This is a genomic window from Parasphingomonas puruogangriensis (assembly GCF_036663635.1).
In the GTDB taxonomy this organism is placed as follows: Bacteria; Pseudomonadota; Alphaproteobacteria; order Sphingomonadales; family Sphingomonadaceae; genus Sphingomonas.
This window is the reverse complement of the sequence record NZ_JAXOJI010000004.1, coordinates 14190-38381: the sequence shown is the minus strand read 5'-3', so window position 1 is coordinate 38381 and position 24192 is coordinate 14190. Positions and strand designations below refer to the sequence as shown.

The window sequence follows — 24192 nt, the reverse complement described above, 5'->3', positions numbered from 1 at the left end:
CGTCTCCCTGCCGTTCCCCGGCGGAGGCCGGGGCCCAGTCGCGACGGTGGTCGCAACTAAGCGCAACGCACGCTCTTTCCGGTTGCGCGACTGGCCCCCGGCGTCCGCCGGGGTGGCGATTGAGGGCTAGGGATGCACCCCAACGCCACCTTCCGCTGGGAAGACCGCGCGGCGATGCGCGAGCTCGTCTCGGCGCTTGGCTTTGGCGCGCTGTTCGCCGCCACGCCCGATGGTCCGCGCGTTGCGCATGTGCCGATCGTGTGGCTGGATGACGATACGATCGCGCTGCATGTCGCGCGTGGCAATGGCATCACACGGCATCTGGATGGCGCTGCCGCGTTGTTCGTGGCGCAGGGACCGGACGGTTATGTCAGCCCCGACTGGTATGGGCTCGGGCCGAACGAAGTACCGACCTGGAATTATTTGGCGGTCGAATTGGAAGGCACTATGCGGCGGATGGACGATGCGGGGTTGATCGACCAGCTCGATCGCATTTCCGCCGTACAGGAAGCGCAACTCGTTCCCAAGACACCCTGGACGCGCGACAAGATGGACGCCAAATTGTTGGGACAGATGATGCGCGGAATCATCGGCTTCCGGATGGACATCACCGGCTGGCGTGGCACGCGCAAGCTCGGGCAGCACAAGCCGGAGGCAGCGCGGATCGGTGCCGCCGACGGAGCCGAAGCGGCGGGCCGGCGCGCGATCGCCCATCTGATGCGTGCAGCGGTATGAACAAGCTCGCTTTGTTCGATTGCGACGGCACGCTGGTCGATAGCCAGGCCAATATCTGTCAGGCAATGGAGCAGGCGTTCGCGCTGCATGGGCTGGCGCCGCCAGCGCGGCCGGCGATCCGGCGTATCGTCGGCTTGAGCCTGGTCGAGGCGATGCGCGGGCTGCTGCCTGAGGCCGGGGATGCGCAGCACCATGCGCTGGCGGAGGATTATAAGGGCGCGTTCCGGCGCATGCGCGACTCCGGCGAGATGGATGACGAGCCACTGTTCGAGGGCATCGTCGCAGCGCTGGACGTGCTGGCAGCGGACGACTGGGTGTTCGGCGTGGCGACGGGCAAATCGGATCGCGGCCTGGCGCATGTGCTGGCGGTGCACGGCATCACCGACCGGTTCGTGACGCTGCAGACCGCCGACCGGCATCCCTCCAAACCGCACCCCTCGATGATCGACACGGCGATGGCCGAGGCCGGCGCCGTGCCGGCAACGACGGTGATGATCGGCGATACGAGCTACGACATGCTGATGGCGCGGGCGGCCGGCGCGCGGGCGCTGGGCGTGGCATGGGGCTATCATCGCCCCGAGGAACTGCGCGCCGCCGGTGCGCATGCCGTGGCCGAGGACGCCACCGATCTGCCCGCGCATATGGAGGCCTGAGATGAGCGAGCCGGACACCGCGCGAAACCGCTATTTCCTGATGACCGGCAGTCGGCTGCTCGGCGTGGCGGGCGCCTTGCTCGGGCTGGTGCTGATCGGACGCGCCGTGGCGATGGAGCAGAAATTGATCGGCCTGGCGCTGGTGCTGGCGGCGATGCTGTTCATCGCCGTGGTCCCGCGCGCGCTGGCGCGGCGCTGGCGCACGCCGCCGGAAGCTTGAGGCAGACGTGAAAAGATTTTGGAGCGAGGTCGGCGTCGATGCCGCGGGGGTGGTGACGCTCGACGGCAAGCCCGTGCGCACGCCGGGGCGGTTGCCGCTGGCGATCCCCTTCCCTGCCTTGGCCGAGGCGGTGGCCGAGGAATGGCGCGCGGTGACCGGCGAGATCGATCCGCGCACCATGCCGCTGACCGGCCTCGCCAACGCAGCGATCGAGCGCGTGCCGCAGGACCAAGCTGGCTTTGCCGCCAACCTGGCGCGGTTCGGGGAGAGCGACCTGCTCTGTTATCGCGCGGAAGAGCCGCCGGCATTGGTCGGTCGCCAAGCCGACTTGTGGGATCCGCTGCTTGCCTGGGCGCGCGGGCGTTACGACGTGCATTTCGAGGTGATCGGCGGGGTGATGCACCGCGCGCAGCCAGCCGCGACGATCGCGCGACTGGGCGAGGCGGTGGCGGCGCGCTCGGCTTGGGAATTGGCGGGCTTATCGCCGGTGGTGACGATCGGCGGCTCGCTGGTTGCCGCGCTGGCCCTGCTGGAGCGCGCAGTGGATGCCGAGACGGCGTGGCGCGCGGTCGAAGCGGACGAGGATTGGCAGACCGAACAATGGGGCCGCGACGAGGTGTCACTGGCGGCGCTGGAGGCCAGGCGGCGGGACTTTTTCGGCGGCGCGGGATTTCTGGCGCTGCTCGCCTAAATATCCCGACTTAATGCTCCTGCGACAGCAGGAGCCCAGAGTATTACGCGCAGCGCTTGTAACCCTGGGCCCCTGCTTTCGCAGGGGAACATCACAATCAGCGCAGCAGCTTACGGATAAACCCGATAATCCCGGTCTGCCGCGAGCGCTTCAGCCGCTCCGCTCCGAGGATCGTCTTCACGCAGTCGAAGCACGTCTCGACATCGTCATTGACCAGTACGTAATCGTAGCCGTCCCAATGGCTGACTTCATTGGCCGCACGATCCATGCGCGCATCGATCACTTCCATCGAATCGGTGCGGCGGCCGATCAGCCGCTCGCGCAGGATCGGCATCGACGGCGGCAGAATGAACACGCGCACCACGTCGCCGCCGGCCAGTTGGTGCAATTGCTGCGCGCCCTGCCAATCGATGTCGAACAGGATGTCATGCCCTTGTTCGAGCGCGTTCCATACCTGCGCCTTGGGCGTGCCATAGCGGTGATCGAAGACATGCGCCCATTCGAGGAATTCGTGGTTCGCGACCATCGCGCGAAACGTTTCGAGATCGGTGAAATGGTAATGCACACCGTCGACCTCGCCGGGGCGGATCGGGCGCGTCGTGTAGGATACCGAGACCTGCAGCTCGGGATTGGATTCGAGCAATTTGCCGGCGATGGTCGATTTGCCCGCGCCCGAGGGCGAGGAGAGCACGAACATCATGCCGCGGCGCTTGAAGCCGTGGGGATCTTCGGGAGTGGCGGGCGTTTCGGGTGTCGGCATGCGCGCTACTGGCGTGGCGACGCCTGCTACGTCAAGTCGCAGGGTGAGAATACGCGTCGCCGGGGCATCGCGCCCCGGCAACGCGACGAGTCAGATGCTCGTATTGCGACGCGTGTCGCGATGCCGATCATAGGCCTTCTTCGCCACATAGGCACCGCCCAGCGCCAGGCCGAGCGGGCCCATGCGGGTCAGCACGCGACTGGCGACCATACCGATCGCCGCGCCCTTCAGCCCGCCGCTGCCGTCGCGACGATCGATTTCGCGCCCGACCAATGCCCCGATAATACCGCGAATCATGCCTGCTCTCCGTCTGTAGTGCCGCCGAACACGGCCGTTTTCAATTCCGCCGCGCCGCGCAACACGGCCCAGCCGACCGCGTAGGTGACGACCAGCGGCAGCGCGACCTTCAGCACATTGGCGACGATCGCGCCCTTGATCGCGCCATCGGCCGAGCCATCGTCGCCGCTCATCGAATCGATCGCGCCGCCGATCAGCGCGCCTATCGTCGTTGCACCCACGTCACGTCTCCCTGCTTCGAGTGGCATAAAGCGGGAACAACGATGTTGTTCCATTCCTCCCCGGAACGGGGAGGTGGCAGGCGAAGCCTGACGGCGGGGGTACGCCGGTAACGCTCGCGGTGCGTCTGGGGATAGCCCCCTCCACCACCCGGCTGAAGAAGCCGGGCGGTCCCCCTCCCATTCCGGGGAGGATCACACCATATCTTCGGCGCGGACCAAGCGGTCGAACGTCGGCTCGTCGACCAGCCCGAGCGCCAGCCCGGCTTCCTTCAGCGTCAGCCCCTCGGCATGGGCATGTTTGGCGATTTTGGCGGCATTGTCATAACCAATCTCCGGCGCCAGCGCCGTCACCAGCATGAGCGAGCGCGCGACGAGTTCGTCGATCCGCGCGCGGTTCGGCTCGAGCCCATCGACGCAGCGCTCCGCGAAGCTTTCCATGCCGATGCTGAGCAGATCGATCGAGCGCAGCACCGCCGCACCGATCAGCGGCTTGAACACGTTGAGCTCGAGATGCCCTTGCAGGCCGCCGACCGTCACCGCCGTGTGGTTGCCGATGACCTGCGCGGCGACCATCGTCAGCATTTCGCACTGCGTGGGATTGACCTTGCCCGGCATGATCGAGCTGCCCGGCTCGTTTTCGGGCAGATTGAGCTCGCCAATGCCCGAGCGCGGGCCGGAGCCGAGCAGGCGGATATCGTTGGCGATCTTGGAAAGCGACACGGCCAGCGTGTTCAGCCGGCCGGAGAATTCGACCAGCGTGTCATGCGTGGCCAATGCCTCGAACTTGTTGGGCGCGGTCTCGAACGCAAAGCCGGTCAGCTCGCTGATCGTCGCGGCGAAATCCTCGGCGAAGCCGGCGGGTGTGTTGAGCCCAGTGCCGACCGCCGTGCCGCCCTGCGCGAGCTTGCTCAGGCCGTGTTCGATCAACGGCAGGATGCGCGTCCGAGCAAGGCGCAGCTGCGCGTAATAGCCGCTGAATTCCTGGCCCAGCGTGAGCGGCGTCGCGTCCTGCAGGTGGGTGCGGCCGATCTTGACGATCTCGCCCCACGCCTCGACCTTGGCCAGCAGGCTCGCCTCGAGCTGCGCGATCGCCGGGATCAGGCGATCACGCGCCGCCAGCGCGGCGGCGACGTGCAAGGCGGTGGGGAAGCTGTCGTTGGACGACTGGCTCATATTGACGTGATCGTTGGGATGGACCGGCGACTTCCCGCCGCGCGTCCCGCTGAGCAGTTCGTTGGCGCGGCCGGCAATGACCTCGTTGACGTTCATGTTGCTCTGCGTGCCGCTGCCCGTCTGCCAGATGACCAACGGGAAATGATCGTCGAGCTGGCCGCTGGCGACTTCCGCCGCGGCCGTGTCGATCGCGTCGGCAAGTTTGGCGTCAAGGCCGTGCTTGCGATTCACCCGCGCGGTGGCCTGTTTGACCAGGGCAAGCGCGTGGACGATCTCGATCGGCATGCGTTCGCGCGCGCCGAACGGGAAATTCTCGATTGAGCGCTGCGTCTGCGCGCCCCAATAAGCGCTGGTGGCGACGGCAATGGGGCCGAACGAGTCGGTTTCGGTGCGGGTGTCGGTCATGTGCAATCCTCGTCATCCCAGCGCAGGCTGGGATCTCAGGCCGAGAACGCGCCCATGCGGCACGAGACCCCAGCCTGCGCTGGGGTGACGCAATGCGTCACTTCTTGCGCTTGAAATCCACCGCCACGACGTTCGAGCCATCCTCGACCGGCACCAGCGTTGGCCCATCATTCTCCGCTTCGTCATGCGGATCGGGGCTGTCCGGCCCTTCCTGCGCCTGGAAGCGCAGTTCGAAATTGACGCTGGGATCGTGAAACCCGGTCACCGCCGAATAGGGAATGACCAGCTTGGACGGTACCTGGTTGAAGCTCAGGCCGACCGAGAAGCGCTCGTCATCGACCAGCAGATCCCAATAGCGGTTCTGCATGACGATGGTCATCTCGTCGGGGAAACGCTCGATCAGGCGCTGCGGGATATCCACGCCCGGATTCTGCGTCTTGAACGTGATGTAGAAATGATGCTCGCCCGGCAGGCCACCATTTTCCGCTACGGAACCGAGCACGCGGCCGACCACCGCGCGCAGCGCCTCCTGCACGATCTCGTCATAAGGAATCAGGCTATCGGGCAGTCCATCGCTCATGGCCCTTGGGTAGCGCGCTTTGGGGGCGGGTCAAGATTGCATGCGTTGGGCAGGTCGCTATTGGGAGGCGATGCGCACCGCCACCATCAATCGCTCGACCAGCGAAACCAGCATCGCCGTCTCCGTCAATCTCGACGGCACGGGGGCCTATACCGTCTCCACCGGGGTCGGCTTCTTCGATCACATGCTCGAGCAATTATCCCGCCATTCGCTGATCGACCTCGACGTCAAGACGGTCGGCGATCTGCATATCGACCAGCATCATACGGTCGAGGATACGGGGCTCGCGATCGGCGAGGCGATCGCCCAGGCGCTGGGCGACAAGCGCGGCATCCGCCGGTACGCCGATGCGCTGAGCCCGATGGACGAGACGCTCGCGCGCGTGGCGATCGACATATCGGGACGGCCCTATCTGGTGTGGAAGACCGCGTTCAGCCAGAAGCGGCTGGGCGAGATGGATACCGAGATGTTCGAGCATTTCTTCCACTCGTTCGCGCAGACCGCGGGCGTGACGCTGCACATCGAGACGCTCTACGGGCAGAACAACCACCATATCGCCGAGGCCGCGTTCAAGGGCGTGGCGCGGGCACTGCGCGAGGCGGTGGAGATCGATCCGCGCAAAGTGGGCGTGATCCCGAGCACCAAGGGCGTGCTGTAATGGCCAAGCACCGCGCCGCCGGGCCGCTCTGCCTGATCCTGCTCGATTATGTCGCGCCGCTGGCCGAGGTCGATGCGCAGATGGCGGCGCATGTCGCCTGGCTGGAGCGCGGCTTCGACGCGGGCGTGTTCCTGATCGCCGGGCGGCAGGATCCGCGCGTCGGCGGCGTGATTGTCGCACGGGGCGAGCGCGCCGAGGCCGAGGCACTGTCGGCGAGCGATCCGTTCGTGACCAGCGGCGTGGCCACGGCGCGCGTCATCGCCTTCAACGCGAGCTTCGCGGCACCGGAGATTGCGGCGCTCCTCGCATGACGCTGGCGCTGATCGATTACGGCGCGGGCAATCTGCATTCGGTGCACAATGCGCTGAAGGCGGCGGGCGCGACGGACATTCTGATCACGGCCGACGCCGACGCGGTAGCCCGCGCCGATCGCATCGTGCTGCCCGGCGTGGGCGCGTTCGGGGCATGCGCGGCAGCGCTGCGCGCCGTGCCGGGCATGATCGAGGCGTTGGAGCGGCGGGTGCGCGATGAAGGCGCGCCGTTCCTGGGCATTTGCGTCGGCATGCAATTGATGGCGGAAACCGGCGAAGAGCATGGCGTGCACCAGGGGCTCGGCTGGATGCAGGGCACGGTCGCGCTGCTCGAGCCCAAGGACCCGGCAGCCAAAGTGCCGCATATGGGCTGGAACGACGTCACCGCCCTGCCCCACGCCCTGATCGAGCCAGGCGAGGCCTATTTCCTGCACTCCTATGCCTATCGCGGGGCCGACGTAATCGCGACCACCGACCATGACGGCGCGGTCACCGCGGCGATCGGCCGCGACAATTTGCTCGGCGTGCAATTCCACCCCGAAAAGAGCCAGCGTTACGGCCTGGCGCTCCTCGAAAGGTTTCTCGCATGGCGTCCCTGATCGTGTTCCCCGCCATCGATCTCAAGGGCGGGCAGGTCGTGCGACTGGCCGAGGGCGATATGGACCGCGCGACCGTCTATGGCGACGATCCGGCGCACCAAGCGATGCTTTTTGCCGGCCAGGGCGCGGACTATCTGCATGTCGTCGATCTCGACGGGGCGTTTGCCGGCGCGTCGGTCAATGGCGATGCGGTGCGCGACATCGTCACCCAGTTTCCCGGCCATGTGCAGCTCGGCGGTGGCATTCGCGATCGTACGGCGATAGAGAAATGGTTCGATCTCGGCGTGTCGCGCGTGGTGATTGGCACCGCCGCGCTGGAGAATCCCGAGCTGGTGCGCCAGGCGGCAAACGACTTTCCCGGCGGCATCGTCGTCGCGGTCGATGCCAAGGACGGCATGGTCGCGACGCGCGGCTGGGCCGATGTGTCGACCGTCGCGGTGGTCGATATGGCACGGCGCTTCGAGGATGCGGGCGTCGCCGCCTTGCTGTTCACCGATGTCGGCCGCGACGGGATGCTGAAGGGCTGCAACGTCGAGGCGACCGTCGATCTGGCGCGCGCCGTGCGCATTCCGGTGATCGCCAGCGGCGGCGTGGCCGGGATCGGCGAGATCCACATTCTCGCGCTGCATGCGCAGGATGGCGTCGAGGGCGTGATTACGGGCCGCGCGCTGTACGACGGCCGGCTCGATCTGGCCGCCGCGCTGAGCGTGGCGGCGGCGGCGTGACCTTCTCCCCTCCCGCTTGCGGGAGGGGTCGGGGGAGGGCATGTCCCAAACGATGACCTACGCTTCGCTGACACGCCCTCCCCTAGCCCCTCCCGCAAGCGGGAGGGTAATATGACCGTCCGCGCGCGCGTGATTCCGTGTCTCGACGTGGCCAATGGCCGCGTCGTCAAAGGCGTCAACTTCGTCGATCTGCAGGACGCCGGCGACCCCGTCGAGCAAGCCCGCGCCTACGACGCAGCGGGGGCGGACGAACTCTGCTTTCTCGACATCACCGCGACGCACGAGGCGCGCGGCACGATCCTGGATGTCGTGCGGCGCACGGCGGAAGTGTGCTTCATGCCGCTGACGGTCGGCGGCGGGGTACGCTCGGCCAACGATGCCCGCGCGTTGCTGCTGGCGGGCGCGGACAAGGTGGCGGTCAATTCCGCCGCCGTCGCCCGGCCCGAGCTGGTCGCCGACATTGCCGATCGCTTCGGCAGCCAATGTTGTGTCGCATCCGTCGACGCACGGCGCGCGGATGGCCGCTGGGAAGTGTTCACCCATGGTGGGCGGCGCGCGACCGGAATTGATGCGGTCGAGCATGCGCTCAACCTCGTACGGCTCGGCGCGGGCGAGTTGCTGGTCACCTCGATGGATCGCGACGGCACGCGCGGCGGCTACGATCTCGATCTGATCCGCACGATCGCCGATCAGGTGGCGGTGCCGGTGGTGGCGTCGGGCGGCGTCGGCGCGCTTGACGATCTGGTCGCCGGCGTGATCCAGGGCCATGCCAGCGCGGTGCTGGCGGCGAGCATCTTCCATTTCGGCGAGGCGAGCATCGCCGACGCGCATGCCGCGCTGGCGCAGGCGGGGGTGGCGGTACGGCGGCCGCTTTATGCATGACCACCATCTATTACCGTCATGCTGAACTCGTTTCAGCATCCAGGCGCGGTCGCCCGTCTAACAGACGCCATCATTGGGGCGGCCGACCGCGCCTGGATCCTGAAACAAGTTCAGGATGACGCCAGCTTTTGGGGTGAAGTCGGGGGATGTTAACCACCTGGCGCTATCGCACCCCCTATGCGCACGCTCTTCCTGCTCCTGATCCTCGTCGTGCCGACCGCAGTGTTCGCCGCGCATACCGGCGTGCCGAAAGTGCGCACCAGCCCGGAATGGTCCGATATCGCCTTGTTCGCCATGGCCTGTATCGGCGTGTTCGTGGTCCGCCGGGCGCTGCGCGCGCGCTTCGCCAAGCGGCGCAAGGATTGACCTGACCCGAGGCTTGCGTCAGCGAAGGGCGCATGGCCGAAGATTTTCTCGATACGCTGGAAGCGACGATCCGGGCGCGCCGTGGCGGCGATCCGACCACCTCCTATACCGCCAAATTGTTCGCCCGCGGGCGCGCGAAAATCGCGCAGAAGGTCGGCGAGGAAGCGGTCGAGACGGTGATCGCCGCGGTGGCCGATGATCGCCAGGAGCTGGTGTCCGAGGCGACCGATCTGCTGTTCCATCTGATGGTGCTGCTGGCCGATGCCGGACTGAGCCTGGACGATGTGCGCGCGGAAATGATGCGCCGCGAAGGCGTTTCGGGGATCGACGAGAAGGCGGCGCGAAAATCCTAAAGCTCCCCTCCCGCTTGCGGGAGGGGTTGGGGGAGGGCATGTAAGCCACGACCGCCGGGACGCTGGGACACGCCCTCCCCTAGCCCCTCCCGCATGCGGGAGGGGGATTCACATGCCGATCGACGCGACCAAGCCGTATGACGACCAGAACATCTTCGCCAAGATCCTGCGCGACGAAATCCCGTCGAGCCGCGTCTATGAGGACGAATGGGCCATCGCCTTCCACGATATCAACGCGCAGGCGCCGATCCACATCCTGGTGATCCCGCGTGGCGCCTATGTCTCGTGGGACGATTTCAGCGCAAACGGCTCGGCCGACGAGATTGCCGGCTTCGTCCGGGCGGTCGGCACGGTGGCGCGCGAGGCGGGGCTGGTGCCGCGCGGCTATCGGCTGCTGGCCAATACCGGCCGCCAGGCGGGGCAGGAAGTGCCGCACCTGCACGTCCACCTGTTCGCCGGCCAGCCGCTCGGGCCGATGCTGGCGCGGTAAACCGCGGCAATCCGCCATTAGGGGATTGCACGTCTCCGTTTTGTCATTAGGCTCCGCCCCATAATCGCGCCGCCCGGCAATAGCGGCACAAGGGGAAAAAATCGATCATGGCGACCACGCCCACCACGGGTATCCTTTCGCGCATGCTGCTCCGCAAGACGGTGGAACAGGTGCAGCGCGAGACCGAACGCAGTCCGTTGAAACGTACACTTGGCGCCTGGAACCTGGTGTTCCTGGGCATCGGCTGCATCATCGGCGCGGGCATCTTCGTCCGCACCGGCAGCGCGGCATCGCTGCATGCCGGCCCCGCCGTGCTGATCTCGTTCCTGATCGCCGGCTTCGTCTGCGCACTCGCCGGCTTGTGCTATGCCGAGCTTTCGTCGACGCTGCCCGTCTCAGGATCGGCCTATACCTATTCCTACACCACGATCGGCGAGTTCGCCGCGTGGATCATGGGCGCGTTGCTGCTGCTCGAATATGGGCTCGCCGCTTCGGTCGTCGCGGTCGGCTGGGCCGGCTATGTCGTCAGCCTGCTGCGCGATTTCGGGCTGGTCATTCCGGTCGAACTGACCGGGCCGACCGGGCACACCATCCTGCGCAGCAATGGCAGCGATCTGGTGCCGGTGCTGGTGAACGGCGCGCCGATCACCTATTTGTTCAACCTGCCCGCTTTCCTGATCTGCATGGCGATGACCGCCTTGCTGGTGATCGGCGTGTCGGAAAGCGCCAAGGTCAACAATTTCATCGTTGCGGTGAAGCTGACCGTGATCATCGCCTTCATCCTGATCTGCGGCGGTTACGTGATCGCGCATATCGACACGCTGAAAGCCAATTGGGACCCGTTCATCCCGGCGGCGACCGGCGAGGACGGCAAGTTCGGCTGGGGCGGCATCCTGCGCGCCGCCTCGATCGTGTTCTTCGCCTATATCGGCTTCGAGGCGGTTTCCACCGCAGGCCAGGAAGCCAAGGATCCCAAGAAGGACATGCCGATCGGCCTGCTCGGCTCGCTGGCGGCCTGCACCCTGATCTACATCCTGGTGTCGATCGTGATGACGCTGATCGTCAACTACAAGACGCTGAACGTGCCCGATCCGGTCGCCGTGGCGGTGGATGCGCTGGGCCCGCAATGGGCGTGGTTCGCCAAATTGGTCAAGGCCGGCGCGATCGTCGGGCTAACCTCGGTGGTGCTGGTGCTGATGTACGGCCAGACGCGCATCTTCTACACGATGGCGCGCGATGGCCTGTTGCCGCGCATCTTCTCGCGCGTGCACACCAAGTTCCAGACGCCGTGGGTCAACACCATCCTGGTTGGCCTGATCACCGGCGTTGCGGCGGCCTTCTTCGACATCAACTTCCTGGGGGATGCGACCTCGGTCGGTACGCTGGCGGCGTTCGCGATCGTCTGCCTGTCGGTGATCTGGCTGCGCAAGACGCATCCGGAAATCCCGCGCGGCTTCAAGGTGCCGCTGTTCCCGTTCCTGCCGGCACTCGGCATCGTCTGCTGCATCTTGCTGATCTTCACCGTGGAAACGCGGATCCTGATCTTCTTCGGCTGGTACACGCTGGCGGCAATGGTGCTGTATTTCGTCTACGGCATGCATAACAGCCGGCTGGCCAAGGGGCTGGACGAAGAGGACGCCCCGGAAATGGGTGAATATGTCGCGCCGGTGGGCGTGCAGCCGTAACGGACGGCTTGTCGGACGCAAGAAAGGGGCCGGGAAGCAATTCCCGGCCCCTTTTTATTGTTTTGAGCCCCTCCCCTGAAGGAGAGGGGCTTATTGTTGCTTAGAGCTTCGCGGCCAGCGCCTTCAGATCCACCTGCGGGCGGGCACCGACATGGCTGATGATCTCGGCCGCGCACAGCGCCCCGAGCTTCAGCGACTGCTCGACGCTCTTGCCGTTGGCCTGGCCCGACAGGAAACCGGCGGCGAACAGATCGCCCGCGCCGGTCGTGTCGACCACGCGCTCGACCGGTGCAGCCGGCACCGCCACCGTTTTGCCGCCCGACACCGCGATCGCGCCCTGTTCGCTGCGCGTCACCACCAGCATCGGCACCTGCGCCGCGGCTGCCGCCACCGCCGCCTCGAAATCGTCCGTCTCCATCAGCGCGAGGATTTCGGCCTGGTTGGCGAACATGATGTCGATCAGGCCATCGGCCATCAGGCGGCGGAAATCGCCGCCATGGCGCGAGATGCAGAACACGTCGCTGAGCGTGAAAGCGACTTTGCGCCCGGCCTTGCGCGAGACCTCGATCGCCGCACGCATCGCCTGGCGCGGCTCTTCCGGATCCCACAGATAGCCTTCGAGATACAGGATCGCGGCATCGGCGATCAGCGCGCGATCCAGCGCCGCCTCGGGCAGGAATTGCGACGCGCCGAGAAAGGTGTTCATCGTGCGCTGGCCATCGGGGGTGACGAAGATCAGGCAGCGCGCGGTGGTCGGCTCGCCGTCGCGCGCGGGCGTCCCGAACGTCACGCCCATCGCCCGGATATCATGCGCGAAGACATCGCCCAGCTGATCCTTGGCGACCTGGCCGATAAAGCCGCATTTGCCGCCCAAAGCGGCGATGCCGGCCACGGTATTGGCGGCCGAACCGCCCGACGCCTCGATGCCGGGGCCCATCTTGTCGTACAAGGCATCGGCCTCTTGCGGCGAGAACATCAGCTGCATCGAGCCCTTGGCCATGTTCTCGGCGGCGAGGAAGGCGTCGTCGGAATGCGACAGGACATCGACGATGGCATTGCCGATCGCGACGACGTCATAGGTGGGGCTGGTCAAAAGGTGCGCTCCTGAGCGGGGAAATGTTGCGTCGGCCGTAAAGGGGCGGCCCCGTGCGTGCAACCAAGTCCCGTTCTCCTGCATGCGCAGGACACGGCTGGACTTGGCTTGCCGGCGAGGTACACCGCACCCAATGATCCGCGCCTTCTTCCTCTCAATTGGTCAACTCTGCGATCGGCGCATCCTAGCGGTGTTCCTCAAATCGCTCGCGCTGACCATCGCCCTGCTCGCCGCGCTCGGCCTCGGCGCGTGGTATGCGCTGACCTGGCTCGCGGCCTATTGGGGCTGGGGCAGCGGCGCGCAAAGCATCGCCGGCATGGCCGCGGTAGTGCTGGCGCTGGTCGCCGCCGGCGTGCTGTTTCGCGCCGTCGCTGTGCTGGTGATCGGCGTGTTCGCCGACGACGTGGTCAAGGCAGTCGAGGCCAGACATTATCCCCAGGCGCTGGCCAGCGCGCGCGACGTGCCGCTGGCGCGGTCGCTCGCCATGGGGCTGGGCTCGGTCGGGCGGTTCGTGCTGATCAACCTGCTGCTGCTGCCCGCCTATATCGTGTTGCTGGTCACCGGGGTCGGTCCGGCGATCCTGTTCTTCCTGGTCAATGGCTGGCTGCTCGGCCGCGATCTCGGCGACATGGTGGCGGCGCGGCACCTGGGGGCGAGCGAGCTGAAAGGTTGGCGCGGCGCGACTGCGCTGAGCCGGTTCGCGCTCGGGCTGATCGGCACGGGATTGTTCGTCGTACCGATCGTCAACCTGGCCGCGCCCGTTATAGTCGCGGCGATGGCGACGCACTGGTTTCATCAGGGACGACGAAAATGAAGCGCATTGCGATGACTATCCTGCCGGGCCTGCTGCTCGCCGGTTGCGCTGCGGGCGGCACCGCCCGCCCTGCCCGTGCGCCGTTCGTGCCGATCCCGACCGGCACGCTGGGGCTGGAAGGCGTGATCGGCCAGAACGCCCGCGGCCTGGTCGCGCGGCTCGGCACGCCGGTCGCCGACCTGACCGAGGGCAGCGCGCGCAAATTGCAATTCGCCAGCGGCACGTGCGTGCTCGATGCCTATCTTTATCCCAAGGGCAATGCCGAGCCGGTAGTGACCTATCTCGACGCACGGCAGAGCGATGGCAGCCCGGTCGACCGCGCCAGCTGCGTCTCGGCGCTGCAGATGAAGGCGCGCGGCGGGAAATAGCCGCGCGCCGCTCAGCCTCACTCGATCGTCACGCCCACCACACGCCAGGCGCCAGCCTCACGCTCGAGCGAGACCGTCTCGATCGCCTCCGCCTTGTTGGCGAAGCGCGTGCGGAACTTCACCACCTGATAGCCGGCCGGCGGGGCGGGCAGATCTTGCTGACTGACGAACGTGCGGGAGATCACCGCCCCCAAGGGCACGCGGACCTTGTCGGACGTTGCCGCCCAGACCTCGGCGGTGTTGAGCTTCTGGAACGCGGTGCCGGTACCGCGATAGCTATCGTCCCACCGCGCTTGATCCACCAAGACGAGCCATTGCCGCGCCGCATCCACCACCGCCGCGTCTGGCGCAGCTTGCGACACGGTTGGCGCAGTCGCCGGGGGCGCCGCTGCGGGAGGCAAGATGGCGAGCGCCAATAGGCCGAGAGCAAAGGTCATGAGCAGGACTCCGATGAAGATCAAAGGCGCGCGATACGCCCGCCTCACGCCGCTGATCGGCGCGTCTTCCTGATCGCCCTCGAAGCGAGGCGCGTCCTCCCCGATTTCAACGTCCCCCAACAAATCGGGGGTCGGCGGCGCCGCGCTGTCTTCGGCTTCCAGCAACAGGCGGGCGGCTTCGCGGCTGCTGGATACCGCCATCTTGCGACGCGCGTCGCGCAGCCGTTCGTTGATCGTGTGCACCGACAGCCCAAGATTGCGGGCGACCGATTTGGCGTCATGCCCCCGGACGATCAGGCGAAGGGTCTGCTTCTCCCTCTCGGTCAGCGCCCAGGCACCGCTGTTGACCTGCATGTTCATACCCTTGCCGAACTAGGTCGGGCACTGTGCCGCAGCTACCCCCAAAAACTTGTATCGTCCAACACGTGCCCGGCTATCGCGAAACAGCCGCTATCCGCGCCAGCGCCCAGCCCGCCGCATCGCGCACCACATCCGACTCGTCCTGCAGCAAGCGCGACAATGGCGCGATCAAAGCCGCCGCCCCGCTATTCCCCGCCGCGATCGCCACGTTGCGCACCATCCGGTCGCGCCCGATACGCTTGATCGGCGACCCCGCAAACACCTGGCGGAACCCCGCATCGTCCAGCGCGAGCAGATCCGCCAGGTCCGGCGCCGTCAGCTCTGCGCGCGGCGCAAAGGCGAGGTTGGCGCTGGCCGAGGCCGCGAACTTGTTCCACGGGCACACCGCCAGGCAATCGTCGCAGCCATAGATGCGGTTGCCCATCGCCGGGCGGAATTCCTCCGGGATCGGGCCGGCATGTTCGATCGTCAGGTACGAGATGCAGCGCCGCGCATCGAGCCGGTACGGCGCCGGAAAGGCATCCGTGGGGCAGGCGCGCTGGCACGCGTCGCACGAGCCGCACGTGTCCAGGCCCGGCCTATCGGGGGCGAGTTCCAGCGTGGTGTAGATCGCGCCGAGGAACAGCCAGCTGCCATGATCGCGACTGACCAGGTTGGTATGCTTGCCCTGCCAGCCGAGCCCCGCCGCCTCGGACAGCGGCTTTTCCATCACCGGCGCGGTATCGACGAACACTTTCAGGTCGTGGGGCACATCCTTGGGCAGGTCGGCGACCAGCCAGCGGGCCAGCGCCTTCAGATTGCGCTTGATCACGTCGTGATAATCGCCGCCTTGCGCATAGACCGAGATGCGCCCCACTTCCCCCGCCCCGGCCAGCGCCAACGGATCCGTGGCTGGCGCATAGCTCATGCCGAGCGCGATCACGCTCTGCACCTCGGGCCACAGGCCGGCGGGCGATTCGCGGTGATGCGCGCGCTCCTCCATCCAGATCATGTCGCCGTGCAGCCCCTCGCCGAGCCACTGCCTGAGCCGCATGGCAGTGAGCGGCGCGGCGTCGGCGCGCGCCACGCCGCAGGCGACGAACCCCAGTTCCGCCGCTTTCGCCTTCAGTCGATCGGTGAGTGACTTGTCTTGCTGCACCACACCCCGCTACCACGTTGAGGAAACGCCAACACCTCTGCCGTACGGCGGAGGTCCAAGCGGATATAAGGGGCGCCCAAGTGACAAGCGACACTCTGGCGATCAGCGCCACCGGGCTGATCAAGAATTTCGGCGGCCGCCGCGTGGTCGACGGCGTCGATATCGCCGTGCCCAAGGGCGCTATATACGGCGTGCTCGGGCCCAATGGCGCGGGCAAGACGACGACCTTGCGCATGCTGCTCGGCATCATCGAGCCCGATGGCGGCGCCCGCACCCTGCTCGGCCATGAACGCCCGCGCGAAGCGAGCGACCAGGTCGGCTATCTGCCCGAGGAGCGCGGGCTCTACCCGGCGATGAAGGCCAAGGATGCGATCGCCTTTCTTGGCGCGCTGCGCGGGCTGGATCGCAAGACCGGGCGCAAGCGCGCGGTGGAACTGCTCGAGGCGGCGGGACTCGGCCATGCCGTCGATCAGAAGATCCGCAAATTGTCGAAGGGTATGGCGCAGTTGGTGCAGTTGCTCGGCTCGGTCGTGCACCGGCCCGATCTGCTGGTGCTGGACGAGCCGTTTTCGGGGCTCGATCCGGTCAACCAGGAGCGGCTGGAGGCGCTGATCATCGCCGAGCGCGATCGCGGCGCGACGATCCTGTTTTCCACCCACGTCATGGCCCATGCCGAGCGGCTGTGTGACCGCTTGTGCATCATCGCCGGCGGTAAGCGCCGCTTCGAGGGCACCGTGGCGGAGGCGCGCGGCACGCTGCCGATGAAGGCGCATTATGTGCCGCACCATGATGGCGACGGCATCGCCGCCTTGCTGCCAACGGATGCCGTGCGCGACAGCGCCGGCTGGACCTTCACCGTGCCGGAGGACGGCGCCGAGGCGATCCTCAAGCGCCTGATCGACGCCGGCTTCGGCATTGCCACGCTGTCGATCGAGCGGCCCGGCCTGCACGACGCGTTCGTGCGCATCGTCGGCGCGGCGGCGCAGGACGATGAAGCGGCATCGCTGGAGACGGCAGCATGAGCGCGCAGACCAGCAACACGCGGCGGCTGATCCGCCAGACGCTGACCATCGCGCGGCGCGATTTCATCGCCACGGTATTCACTCCCACCTTCCTGATCTTCCTGTTCGCGCCGTTGATCATGGGATCGTTCGGCGCGATCGGCGGGCTGGGCGCGGCGAGCATCAACAACGGCAACGACGCCAAGGATCGCATCGTCGCGATCGTGCCGGCCGCGCAGGCGGCGACGATGAAGGCGGTCGATACGCGGCTGCGCGCGATCTTCCGCGGCCGCGAAGAGCGCCCGCCCCAATTGACCATCGAAGCGCCAGGCGGCGATCCCGCCGCGCGCGCCCGCGCCGAGCTGAACGCCAAGGACTATGACGTTTCCGCCATTCTCTACGGCCCGCTGACCACGCCGACCATCCTGTACGGCGCGCAGGGATCGCGCACCGCCGATTACCTCGCCGAACTGGCTGAAGCGACGTTGCGCACCGAACGCAGCGGCGGCAGCGCAGCGCTGAGCCGCGCCACCAAGCAATCGGTGATCCGCGCACAGGTCTCAAACGGCGGCAAGAACCAGGCGGCCTTCTTCACCGTGTTCGGCATCTTCTTCCTCACGCTGCTGCTGGCGGGCCAGGCAGTCGGCACGATGGCGGAGGAGCGCAGCAACAAGGTGATCGAGGTGCTCGCCGCGGCCGTGCCGCTCGAATCGGTGTTTCTGGGCAAATTGCTCGGCATGTTCGGTGTGGCGGTGTTGTTCGTCGCCTTCTGGGGCACGCTGGTCAGCCAGATCGGCGCGATCGCCCCGCCCGGCATGGCGGCAGCCATGGCCAATATCGGGCCGGCGGTCGGCATGCCGATCTATGTCATGCTGTTTTTCGCCTATTTCACCATGGCCTATATGCTGCTCGGTGCGGTGTTCCTGAGCGTCGGCGCGCAGGCCTCGACCATGCGCGAGATCCAGATGCTGTCGCTGCCGATCACCATCGTGCAGGTGGCGATGTTCGGGCTCGCTTCGGTCGCCGCCTCGCAGCCGGGCACCGCCGTGGCGACCTTTGCCGAATGGTTTCCATTGTCGTCGCCGTTCGCCATGGCGGCGCGCGCGGCCAACCGGCCGGAAATCTGGCCGCATCTGCTGGCGCTGGCGTGGCAAGCTTTGTGGGTGGCGATCGTCATCACCATCGGCGCGCGCGCGTTCCGCTGGGGCGTGCTGCAATCGGGCAGCGGAAAGTTCAGCGTGAAGGCGTTGCTGGGGCGGGGCTGACATCCATCCCTACGGCGTCATGCTGAACTTGTTTCAGCATCCAGGCGCGGTCATCCGCCCAACAGAAACTTTCCGTGGATCGGCTGACCGCGCCCGGATCCTGAAAAAAGTTCAGGATGACGGTGGAGCGGTTGGTCGCAACACTATTGACCTCAGTGTCAGTAAAGGATTGACTGCCGCTCAACCGCCGGCGCGCAATGCGAGCGGACACGTAGGAGAGGCGATCATGGCCACGATGCTGCAGCCGGTGGAGTCGCGAGCGGATTCGCTCGACGTCAGCCGCGCGGAATTATACCGCGACGACACCTGGCATGCGCCGTTTCGCACGCTGCGCGCCACTGCCCCGGTCCACCGCGTCACCGACAGCAGCTACGGCGCCTATTGGTCGGTATCCGGATACAAGCCGATCATCGAGATCGAATCGCTGCCCGAGGTGTTTTCCAGCCAGGCCGGCGGGATCACCATCGCCGACTTCATCGAGAGCGACGATACGGTGAAGATGCCGATGTTCATCGCCATGGACCGGCCCAAACATACCGGCCAGCGCCGCACCGTCGCGCCCGCCTTCACGCCTTCGGAAATGGTGCGGATGAGCGACGATATCCGCCGCCGCACCGGCGAGATCCTCGATACCTTGCCATGGGGGCAGGAATTCGACTGGGTCGATACCGTGTCGATCGAACTGACCACACAGATGCTGGCGATCCTGTTCGATTTTCCCTGGCAGGACCGCCGCAAGCTGACCTTCTGGTCGGACTGGGCGGGCGATATCGAACTGGTCAAGGACGAGAGCAAGCGTGCCGAACGGCTCGGCTATATGTACGAATGCGGCGGCTATTTCCAAAAATTGTGGGACCAGAAGGTCGGCCAGCCGCCGACGCCGGACCTGATTTCGATGATGGTGCATTCCGATGCGATGCGCGAAATGGATCATCTCGAATTTCTCGGCAATTTGATCCTGCTGATCGTCGGCGGCAACGATACGACGCGCAACACGATGACCGGCCTGGTCTATGCGCTCGACAAATTCCCCGACAGCCGCGCCAAGCTGGAAGCCGATCCGGCGCTGATCGGCAATACCGTGCAGGAAATCATCCGCTGGCAGACGCCACTGGCGCACATGCGCCGCACCGCCACGCAGGACGCCGTGGTGGCCGGGCAGCAGATTCGCGCCGGGGACAAATTGATCCTGTGGTATCTCTCGGCCAATCGCGACGAGAGCGTGTTCGAGGATGCCGATAGCTTGCTGGTCGATCGCCCCAATGCGCGGCGGCATCTGGCCTTCGGACATGGCATCCACCGCTGCGTCGGCGCGCGGCTGGCGGAGCTGCAGATCGCCACCTTGCTCGAGGAAATGGCCAAGCGGCGCATGCGGGTCAACGTGGTGCGCGAGCCGGAGCGCGTCGCGCAATGCTTCGTGCACGGCTATAAGAAATTGCCGGTGACGATCAGCAAATACTGAGGCGTTCCTTCTAAAGCCCTCTCCCATTCTTCATGGAAGAGGGTTGGGTGAGGGTCTTCTGTTTCTTCTTTGCGACGTTGGCAGAAAAGAAGAAGACCCTCACCCAACCCTCTCCCGCAAAGGGCGGGAGAGGGTTCAGTGCATCTCGCAACCAAGCCCGCGCGTACTTACATCTGACCCCGATGCCCGATGCGAGAACGCCCATGACCCAGACCCGCCGCCACTTCCTCACCGTCGCCGGCACCGGCGCGGCCGCGTTCGCATTGTTCGGCTGCCGCGGTGCCACCGCCGCGCCGGAAAAATTCGAGTTCGTGCTCAGCGATGCTCAATGGAAGGCGAAATTGTCGCCCGCCGCCTACCAGACCTTGCGCCACGAGGGCACCGAACGGCCGTATAGCAGCCCGCTCAACGCCGAGCATCGCGCCGGGCTGTTCAGCTGTGCCGGCTGCGCCCTGCCGCTCTATTCCTCGGCCACCAAGTTCGAGAGCGGGACGGGCTGGCCGAGCTTCTGGCAACCCCTGCCGGGCGCGGTGCGCACGCGGCGCGATGGCTCGATGGGTTTTACGCGGACCGAAGTGCATTGCCGCAAATGCGGCGGGCATCTCGGCCATGTGTTCGACGATGGGCCCAAGCCGACCGGCAAGCGCTATTGCATGAACGGTGTGGCGATGACGTTCCGCGCCAAGGGGTGACTTAGAACGCCACCCGGTTGACCAGCGAGAGCACGCCGACGGTCTGCGTCTTGGCCGACGCCATCGTCACCCGCGGCAGCGGCGCGACATCGTCGCTCGCCGCGGTGCCGCTCGAATAGATGAAGCCATTGGCCGGATAGGCCGAGGTGCCGAGATCGTGATTGGCGGCAAACCAGATCTTGACCATCGACCAATCGCCCGCCGCCGACACGTCGACCGCGCGCACGTCGCGTTCGATCCCGCCGCGGCGCGACCAATTGGCGTGGGTCAATTTGACCTCGCGGTCGCTGACCACGCCCGAAACCATCGCGACATGGCCGAGCCGCATGCGGCCGCTCGACTGCAGCGACAGCACGGCGCCGACTTTCGGCGCCTGGCCGCGCTGATACCGGCCGGCGGCCTGCGCCCACCAGGTATTGGCGTTGCCATGGATATTGATCCCGGAGATCGACCGAGCATACGGCGCGCACTGCCAGAATTGCGCGGCGGCAGGGGTCGATCCCATCAGGACGCACGATACTGCCAGTGCACAACGCACTGCAAAAGCCCGGAATTTCATATGACCCCCTCAGGTCCAATCGTTCAGTGAGGGTCTCAAAGCAGGTCGGCGGCGCGGTGGAAACCCCACCGTCAGGCGATCGGGAACCTTTCAGGGTGAAGTGAGTTGACCGTACGACGAAGCCCCCTCGCCCGTCTCAATCGCACGTCAGATGACGTATTCCACCGTCTTGCGCTGCGCCTCATCGGCCGCCTTGGCCGCCCGCATGTCCACGATCCGCTGGTGGAGCTTGGCGACGGTGCGGCTGCCGGTGGTCTTGAACAACGCCGGCACGAAGGCGTGGACCAGGCTGGCGCAGCCGGCGGCGATCATCGTCAGCCCGAAGCTGGACGCGACGCCGAAATGCTCGGCGAAACTCTCGCCGACCGATTCGGGGTGATCGAGGAACAGGCGGCGGATCATGGGGCGGACCTCGTGGCTGGTGCTTGGGGGCAGCTTATCATGCGGCGTAGGGAGTGTCAGCCTCGCGGGCCAACCGACGATGCCGCTTCCAACCGTTACCCCGGACCTGTTGGGTACCTGTACCGCCCGCACATACTTTCTAGTTCTCCTGCGAACGCAGGAGCCCAGGAATCTCGAGCGTCGTCTCCTGTAACCCTGGGCTCCTGCTTTCGCAGCAGAACTACAGGTTAATTGTCGGAGGATAACCGTCGAGCTGTTCCGGGGTGACGGTGTGATTTGGCGCTGCCGGGATCGAAAGCAGTCAGCCCAGCCCTTTCAGCATCTCCGCCGCCAACTGGCTCAGCGTATCATCTCGCGCGCCCATCACGACGATGCGATCCCCCGGCCGCGCCAGCGCCACCAGATGCGCCGCCGCACCGCTGCGATCGGCGATATGCACCGCTTGTGCCCCCGCCGCCACGATCTTTGCGACGATATCCGCACTGGTCACGTCGCGCGATACGGTGCCGCCCTGATAGACCGGATCGGGCAATACCAGCATGTCGTCCGGCGCCAGCCGCTCGGCGAACATGGCGACGAGTTCGCGCCGCATGACCTTCAGCGGGCCATAGCCGTGCGGCTGGAACAACACGAGCAAGCGCCCCGGGAAAGCGTGCAACGTCTCCAGCGTGGCGGCGATCTTATCGGGGTTGTGCCCGAAATCGTCGATCACCGCGACGCCGCCGGCTTCCCCCACCAGTTCGAAGCGGCGCTTGAGGCCAACGAACCCGGCGATCGCCTTGATCGCCTCCGCCAGCGGCACGCCCGCGGCCCGCACCGCGCCGAGCGCGGCCAGCGCGTTGGCCACGTTGTGCCGCCCCGGCACCGATAGCCGCACCTTGTGGCGCTCGCCGCCCTTGACCAGTTCGAAGCTGATCGCGAACGGCTCGGGCACCAAATTCTCCGCGCGCAGATCGGCCGAGGCGTCGATCGCGAAGGTCACCAGCCGGTCACGCGGCAAGCTCATCGCCAGCGCGGCGGATTCGGCATCGCCGACATTGACGACCGTCGTCACCGCTTTGCCGGCGAACGTACCGAACAGGTCGCGCAATTCCTCCAGGCTCTTGTGATCGAGGCTGACATTGTTGAGCACGGCGATCTTGGGATGATAGAGCGCGATCGAGCCATCGCTCTCGTCCACTTCCGAGACGAACGCCTCGCCCGCCCCGACCAACGCGCTGGCGAACGGCGCTTGCGGGGCCACGAAATTCTTCATCACCGCGCCGTTCATCACCGTCGGATCGCGCCCGCAGGCGTGCAGGATCCAGCCGATCATGCCGGTAACGGTCGATTTGCCGCTCGTCCCGGCCACGCCGATCGGCAGCACGCTGGCATTGAACAATTGGCTGAGCAATTCCGCGCGGCTCAATCGCGCCGCGCCCATCGCCTCGGCAGCGACGATATCCGGCACGGTTGCCTCGACCGCGGCAGAGGCAACGACGATCTGATTGGCGGAGGTAATGCCGCTGCCATCCTGCGGGAACAGCGCCACGCCCTTGGCGGCGAGATCGGCGAACTTGGCCGGCAACGCGCCTTTATCCAGCGTGCGGTCCGACCCCGCGACCTGCTCACCGCGGCCGGCAAGGATCATCGCCAGCGGCATCATGCCCGAACCGCCGACGCCGACGAAGAAGTAGGATTTGCGCGTGTCCATAGCGCCGGGCTATCGCGGCAATTCGACAACGGGGCAAGCGCTCCAGAGATGAGGCGATTGCACGCATGCGCATTGGGGTGGTCAGCCCGGCACGACCGATCGACCCATCGGTCGAAAGCATGATGCAGGCGCTCGTCGCGGTCAGCTTTCCCGAGGTGGATATCGTGTTCCACCCGCAATGCTTTCTGAGTGACGGGCATTTCGCGGGCGCGGACCCGGTGCGTGCCGCCGCCTTCCTGGATTATGCCAACGATCCCGCGTTCGACGCGATCTGGTTCGCGCGCGGTGGGTATGGCGCCAATCGCATCCTCGATACGGTATTGCCGCAACTGAATGACGCCGCGCGGCGCAAGACCTATCTCGGCTATTCCGACATGGGCTTCCTGCTCGGCGCGCTCTACGCCAGCCGCATCGGGCGCCAGGCGCACGGGCCGATGCCAAGCGAGATCCGCCGCAAGAACGATCATGCCGCCTGCGTGTCGCGGTCGCTCTCCTGGCTCGCCAGCGGCGATCGCCGTTCGCTCGAACCGACGATCGACGCGCGGCCGCATGCCGCCTTCAACCTGTCGATCCTCAGCGCGCTGATCGGCTCGAAATATCTTCCCGATCTGACCGATCACGTGCTGATGATCGAGGAAATCAGCGAGCCCTTGTACCGCATCGATCGCATGCTGTTCACCATGGCGCACGCCACGCAGCTGAAGGGCATTGCCGGCGTGCGATTGGGCGTGGTGGGCGACGTGATCGAGAATGACGTGGTGTTCAACGACACGCCCGAGCAGATGATCGTACGCTGGTGCCGGGACATGGGCGTGCCCTATCTGGGCCGCGCGCAGATCGGCCATTATGCCGCCAATTGCGTGGTCCCGTTCGGGGTGGCGTGAGCGGCACAACACTACCGTCATCCTGAACTTGTTTCAGGATCCATCGGGCGGCTAAGTTCGGCGGCATGGCGTGAGCGTTGCCATCCCGGCACAATGGATCCTGAAACGAGTTCAGGATGACGGTGGTGTGGAGGCGCCTCGCCTCTACACGCAACCTTGCCTATATACCCGCTCCAGGCATAAGCCCCGCCCTCTGCCCTAGTCACGAAAGACCGTTTCC

The 24192-nt window shown here is 66.1% G+C and carries 31 protein-coding genes; 20 read left to right on the top strand and 11 right to left on the bottom strand.

All coding sequences use genetic code 11. The features are described from left to right. Positions 1 to 132 precede the first annotated feature (132 nt). The 4 genes from U1739_RS11275 to U1739_RS11260 are packed head-to-tail and all read left to right on the top strand — an operon-like array spanning position 133 to position 2299. Positions 133 to 735: an FMN-binding negative transcriptional regulator gene (locus U1739_RS11275; RefSeq protein WP_332708051.1), complete on the top strand. Its 603-nt coding sequence runs from the start codon at positions 133 to 135 to the stop codon at positions 733 to 735. Then, a complete protein-coding gene (locus tag U1739_RS11270) occupies positions 732 to 1388 on the top strand; it encodes an HAD-IA family hydrolase (RefSeq protein WP_332708049.1) in 657 nt (218 codons plus the stop codon). The genes U1739_RS11275 and U1739_RS11270 overlap by 4 nt, the downstream gene beginning before the upstream one ends. A 1-nt stretch (position 1389) precedes the next feature. Beyond that, complete coding sequence (locus U1739_RS11265) at positions 1390 to 1608, top strand: hypothetical protein (protein ID WP_332708047.1); 219 nt, start codon at positions 1390 to 1392, stop codon at positions 1606 to 1608. Between the two features lie 7 nt (positions 1609 to 1615). Further along, positions 1616 to 2299, top strand: a complete 684-nt coding sequence (locus U1739_RS11260) for an ATP12 family chaperone protein (protein ID WP_332708045.1) — start codon at positions 1616 to 1618, stop codon at positions 2297 to 2299. Positions 2300 to 2396: 97 nt separating this feature from the next. On the opposite strand, the gene gmk is transcribed toward U1739_RS11260, so the two are convergent. From gmk to U1739_RS11235, 5 genes are all read right to left on the bottom strand, one after another. Then, entirely contained in the window at positions 2397 to 3059 is a 663-nt protein-coding gene (gene gmk / locus U1739_RS11255) for a guanylate kinase (protein WP_332708043.1), read from the bottom strand. A gap of 90 nt (positions 3060 to 3149) precedes the next feature. Further along, positions 3150 to 3356, bottom strand: a complete 207-nt coding sequence (locus U1739_RS11250; RefSeq protein WP_332708041.1) for a hypothetical protein — start codon at positions 3354 to 3356, stop codon at positions 3150 to 3152. Next, a complete protein-coding gene (locus tag U1739_RS11245; RefSeq protein WP_332708040.1) occupies positions 3353 to 3577 on the bottom strand; it encodes a hypothetical protein in 225 nt (74 codons plus the stop codon). Before U1739_RS11245 ends, U1739_RS11250 begins: the two co-directional genes overlap by 4 nt. A 192-nt stretch (positions 3578 to 3769) precedes the next feature. After that, positions 3770 to 5155, bottom strand: coding sequence for a class II fumarate hydratase (gene fumC / locus U1739_RS11240; protein WP_332708038.1), 1386 nt, complete (start codon positions 5153 to 5155; stop codon positions 3770 to 3772). Positions 5156 to 5252: 97 nt separating this feature from the next. Continuing rightward, complete coding sequence (locus tag U1739_RS11235; protein ID WP_332708036.1) at positions 5253 to 5735, bottom strand: SspB family protein; 483 nt, start codon at positions 5733 to 5735, stop codon at positions 5253 to 5255. 70 nt (positions 5736 to 5805) lie between these two features. On the opposite strand from U1739_RS11235, the gene hisB reads away from it, so the two are divergent. The 9 genes from hisB (at position 5806) to U1739_RS11190 (ending at position 11804) form a co-directional block, all read left to right on the top strand. After that, a complete protein-coding gene (gene hisB, locus U1739_RS11230) occupies positions 5806 to 6393 on the top strand; it encodes an imidazoleglycerol-phosphate dehydratase HisB (RefSeq protein WP_332708704.1) in 588 nt (195 codons plus the stop codon). Beyond that, positions 6393 to 6704 (top strand): YciI family protein, encoded by a 312-nt coding sequence (locus U1739_RS11225; RefSeq protein ID WP_332708034.1) that lies wholly within the window; start codon positions 6393 to 6395, stop codon positions 6702 to 6704. The genes hisB and U1739_RS11225 overlap by 1 nt, the downstream gene beginning before the upstream one ends. Continuing rightward, a complete protein-coding gene (gene hisH, locus U1739_RS11220) occupies positions 6701 to 7303 on the top strand; it encodes an imidazole glycerol phosphate synthase subunit HisH (protein WP_332708032.1) in 603 nt (200 codons plus the stop codon). The genes U1739_RS11225 and hisH overlap by 4 nt, the downstream gene beginning before the upstream one ends. Next, complete coding sequence (gene hisA, locus U1739_RS11215; RefSeq protein WP_332708030.1) at positions 7291 to 8028, top strand: 1-(5-phosphoribosyl)-5-[(5-phosphoribosylamino)methylideneamino]imidazole-4-carboxamide isomerase; 738 nt, start codon at positions 7291 to 7293, stop codon at positions 8026 to 8028. The genes hisH and hisA overlap by 13 nt, the downstream gene beginning before the upstream one ends. Before the next feature lie 111 nt (positions 8029 to 8139). Next, the gene (hisF, locus tag U1739_RS11210; protein WP_332708029.1) at positions 8140 to 8910 is read left to right on the top strand and encodes an imidazole glycerol phosphate synthase subunit HisF; all 771 of its coding nucleotides are present in this window, start codon (positions 8140 to 8142) and stop codon (positions 8908 to 8910) included. A gap of 177 nt (positions 8911 to 9087) precedes the next feature. Then, positions 9088 to 9276 (top strand): hypothetical protein, encoded by a 189-nt coding sequence (locus U1739_RS11205; RefSeq protein WP_332708027.1) that lies wholly within the window; start codon positions 9088 to 9090, stop codon positions 9274 to 9276. Between the two features lie 32 nt (positions 9277 to 9308). Beyond that, positions 9309 to 9629 (top strand): phosphoribosyl-ATP diphosphatase, encoded by a 321-nt coding sequence (locus U1739_RS11200; RefSeq protein ID WP_332708025.1) that lies wholly within the window; start codon positions 9309 to 9311, stop codon positions 9627 to 9629. 112 nt (positions 9630 to 9741) lie between these two features. Then, positions 9742 to 10119: a histidine triad nucleotide-binding protein gene (locus U1739_RS11195; protein WP_332708023.1), complete on the top strand. Its 378-nt coding sequence runs from the start codon at positions 9742 to 9744 to the stop codon at positions 10117 to 10119. A 107-nt stretch (positions 10120 to 10226) separates the two neighbouring features. Then, positions 10227 to 11804 (top strand): amino acid permease, encoded by a 1578-nt coding sequence (locus U1739_RS11190; RefSeq protein ID WP_332708022.1) that lies wholly within the window; start codon positions 10227 to 10229, stop codon positions 11802 to 11804. Between the two features lie 100 nt (positions 11805 to 11904). Here U1739_RS11190 and U1739_RS11185 read toward each other — a convergent pair whose 3' ends face one another. Continuing rightward, entirely contained in the window at positions 11905 to 12897 is a 993-nt protein-coding gene (locus U1739_RS11185) for an adenosine kinase (protein ID WP_332708021.1), read from the bottom strand. A 133-nt stretch (positions 12898 to 13030) separates the two neighbouring features. On the opposite strand from U1739_RS11185, the gene U1739_RS11180 reads away from it, so the two are divergent. Further along, positions 13031 to 13711 carry an EI24 domain-containing protein gene (locus U1739_RS11180; protein WP_332708019.1) on the top strand — a complete coding sequence of 227 codons (681 nt, stop codon included), beginning with the start codon at positions 13031 to 13033 and terminating at the stop codon, positions 13709 to 13711. Between the two features lie 11 nt (positions 13712 to 13722). Then, positions 13723 to 14079 carry a hypothetical protein gene (locus tag U1739_RS11175; RefSeq protein ID WP_332708017.1) on the top strand — a complete coding sequence of 119 codons (357 nt, stop codon included), beginning with the start codon at positions 13723 to 13725 and terminating at the stop codon, positions 14077 to 14079. Positions 14080 to 14096: 17 nt separating this feature from the next. Here U1739_RS11175 and U1739_RS11170 read toward each other — a convergent pair whose 3' ends face one another. Next, entirely contained in the window at positions 14097 to 14876 is a 780-nt protein-coding gene (locus U1739_RS11170; RefSeq protein ID WP_332708015.1) for a helix-turn-helix domain-containing protein, read from the bottom strand. 73 nt (positions 14877 to 14949) lie between these two features. Next, on the bottom strand, positions 14950 to 16014 hold the full coding sequence (gene queG, locus U1739_RS11165; protein ID WP_332708013.1) for a tRNA epoxyqueuosine(34) reductase QueG: 1065 nt from the start codon (positions 16012 to 16014) through the stop codon (positions 14950 to 14952). 80 nt (positions 16015 to 16094) lie between these two features. Here queG and U1739_RS11160 point away from each other — a divergent pair, with 80 nt between their 5' ends. The 4 genes from U1739_RS11160 to msrB all read left to right on the top strand — a co-directional run bounded on the left by U1739_RS11160 (position 16095) and on the right by msrB (position 20434). Next, on the top strand, positions 16095 to 17036 hold the full coding sequence (locus U1739_RS11160) for an ABC transporter ATP-binding protein (RefSeq protein ID WP_332708011.1): 942 nt from the start codon (positions 16095 to 16097) through the stop codon (positions 17034 to 17036). Continuing rightward, a complete protein-coding gene (locus U1739_RS11155) occupies positions 17033 to 18280 on the top strand; it encodes an ABC transporter permease (protein WP_332708009.1) in 1248 nt (415 codons plus the stop codon). Before U1739_RS11160 ends, U1739_RS11155 begins: the two co-directional genes overlap by 4 nt. A 226-nt stretch (positions 18281 to 18506) precedes the next feature. Beyond that, complete coding sequence (locus U1739_RS11150; RefSeq protein ID WP_332708007.1) at positions 18507 to 19742, top strand: cytochrome P450; 1236 nt, start codon at positions 18507 to 18509, stop codon at positions 19740 to 19742. A 203-nt stretch (positions 19743 to 19945) separates the two neighbouring features. Then, on the top strand, positions 19946 to 20434 hold the full coding sequence (gene msrB, locus U1739_RS11145) for a peptide-methionine (R)-S-oxide reductase MsrB (RefSeq protein ID WP_332708005.1): 489 nt from the start codon (positions 19946 to 19948) through the stop codon (positions 20432 to 20434). Between the two features lies 1 nt (position 20435). Here the strand turns inward: msrB and U1739_RS11140 are convergent, their stop codons facing one another. From U1739_RS11140 to U1739_RS11130, 3 genes are all read right to left on the bottom strand, one after another. After that, positions 20436 to 20993 (bottom strand): CHAP domain-containing protein, encoded by a 558-nt coding sequence (locus U1739_RS11140; protein ID WP_332708003.1) that lies wholly within the window; start codon positions 20991 to 20993, stop codon positions 20436 to 20438. 147 nt (positions 20994 to 21140) lie between these two features. Continuing rightward, positions 21141 to 21395, bottom strand: coding sequence for a DUF6356 family protein (locus U1739_RS11135; RefSeq protein WP_332708001.1), 255 nt, complete (start codon positions 21393 to 21395; stop codon positions 21141 to 21143). A gap of 301 nt (positions 21396 to 21696) precedes the next feature. Then, positions 21697 to 23088 carry a UDP-N-acetylmuramate--L-alanine ligase gene (locus tag U1739_RS11130; protein ID WP_332707999.1) on the bottom strand — a complete coding sequence of 464 codons (1392 nt, stop codon included), beginning with the start codon at positions 23086 to 23088 and terminating at the stop codon, positions 21697 to 21699. A 65-nt stretch (positions 23089 to 23153) separates the two neighbouring features. Here U1739_RS11130 and U1739_RS11125 point away from each other — a divergent pair, with 65 nt between their 5' ends. Beyond that, positions 23154 to 23972, top strand: coding sequence for an LD-carboxypeptidase (locus tag U1739_RS11125; RefSeq protein ID WP_332707997.1), 819 nt, complete (start codon positions 23154 to 23156; stop codon positions 23970 to 23972). Positions 23973 to 24192 lie beyond the last annotated feature (220 nt).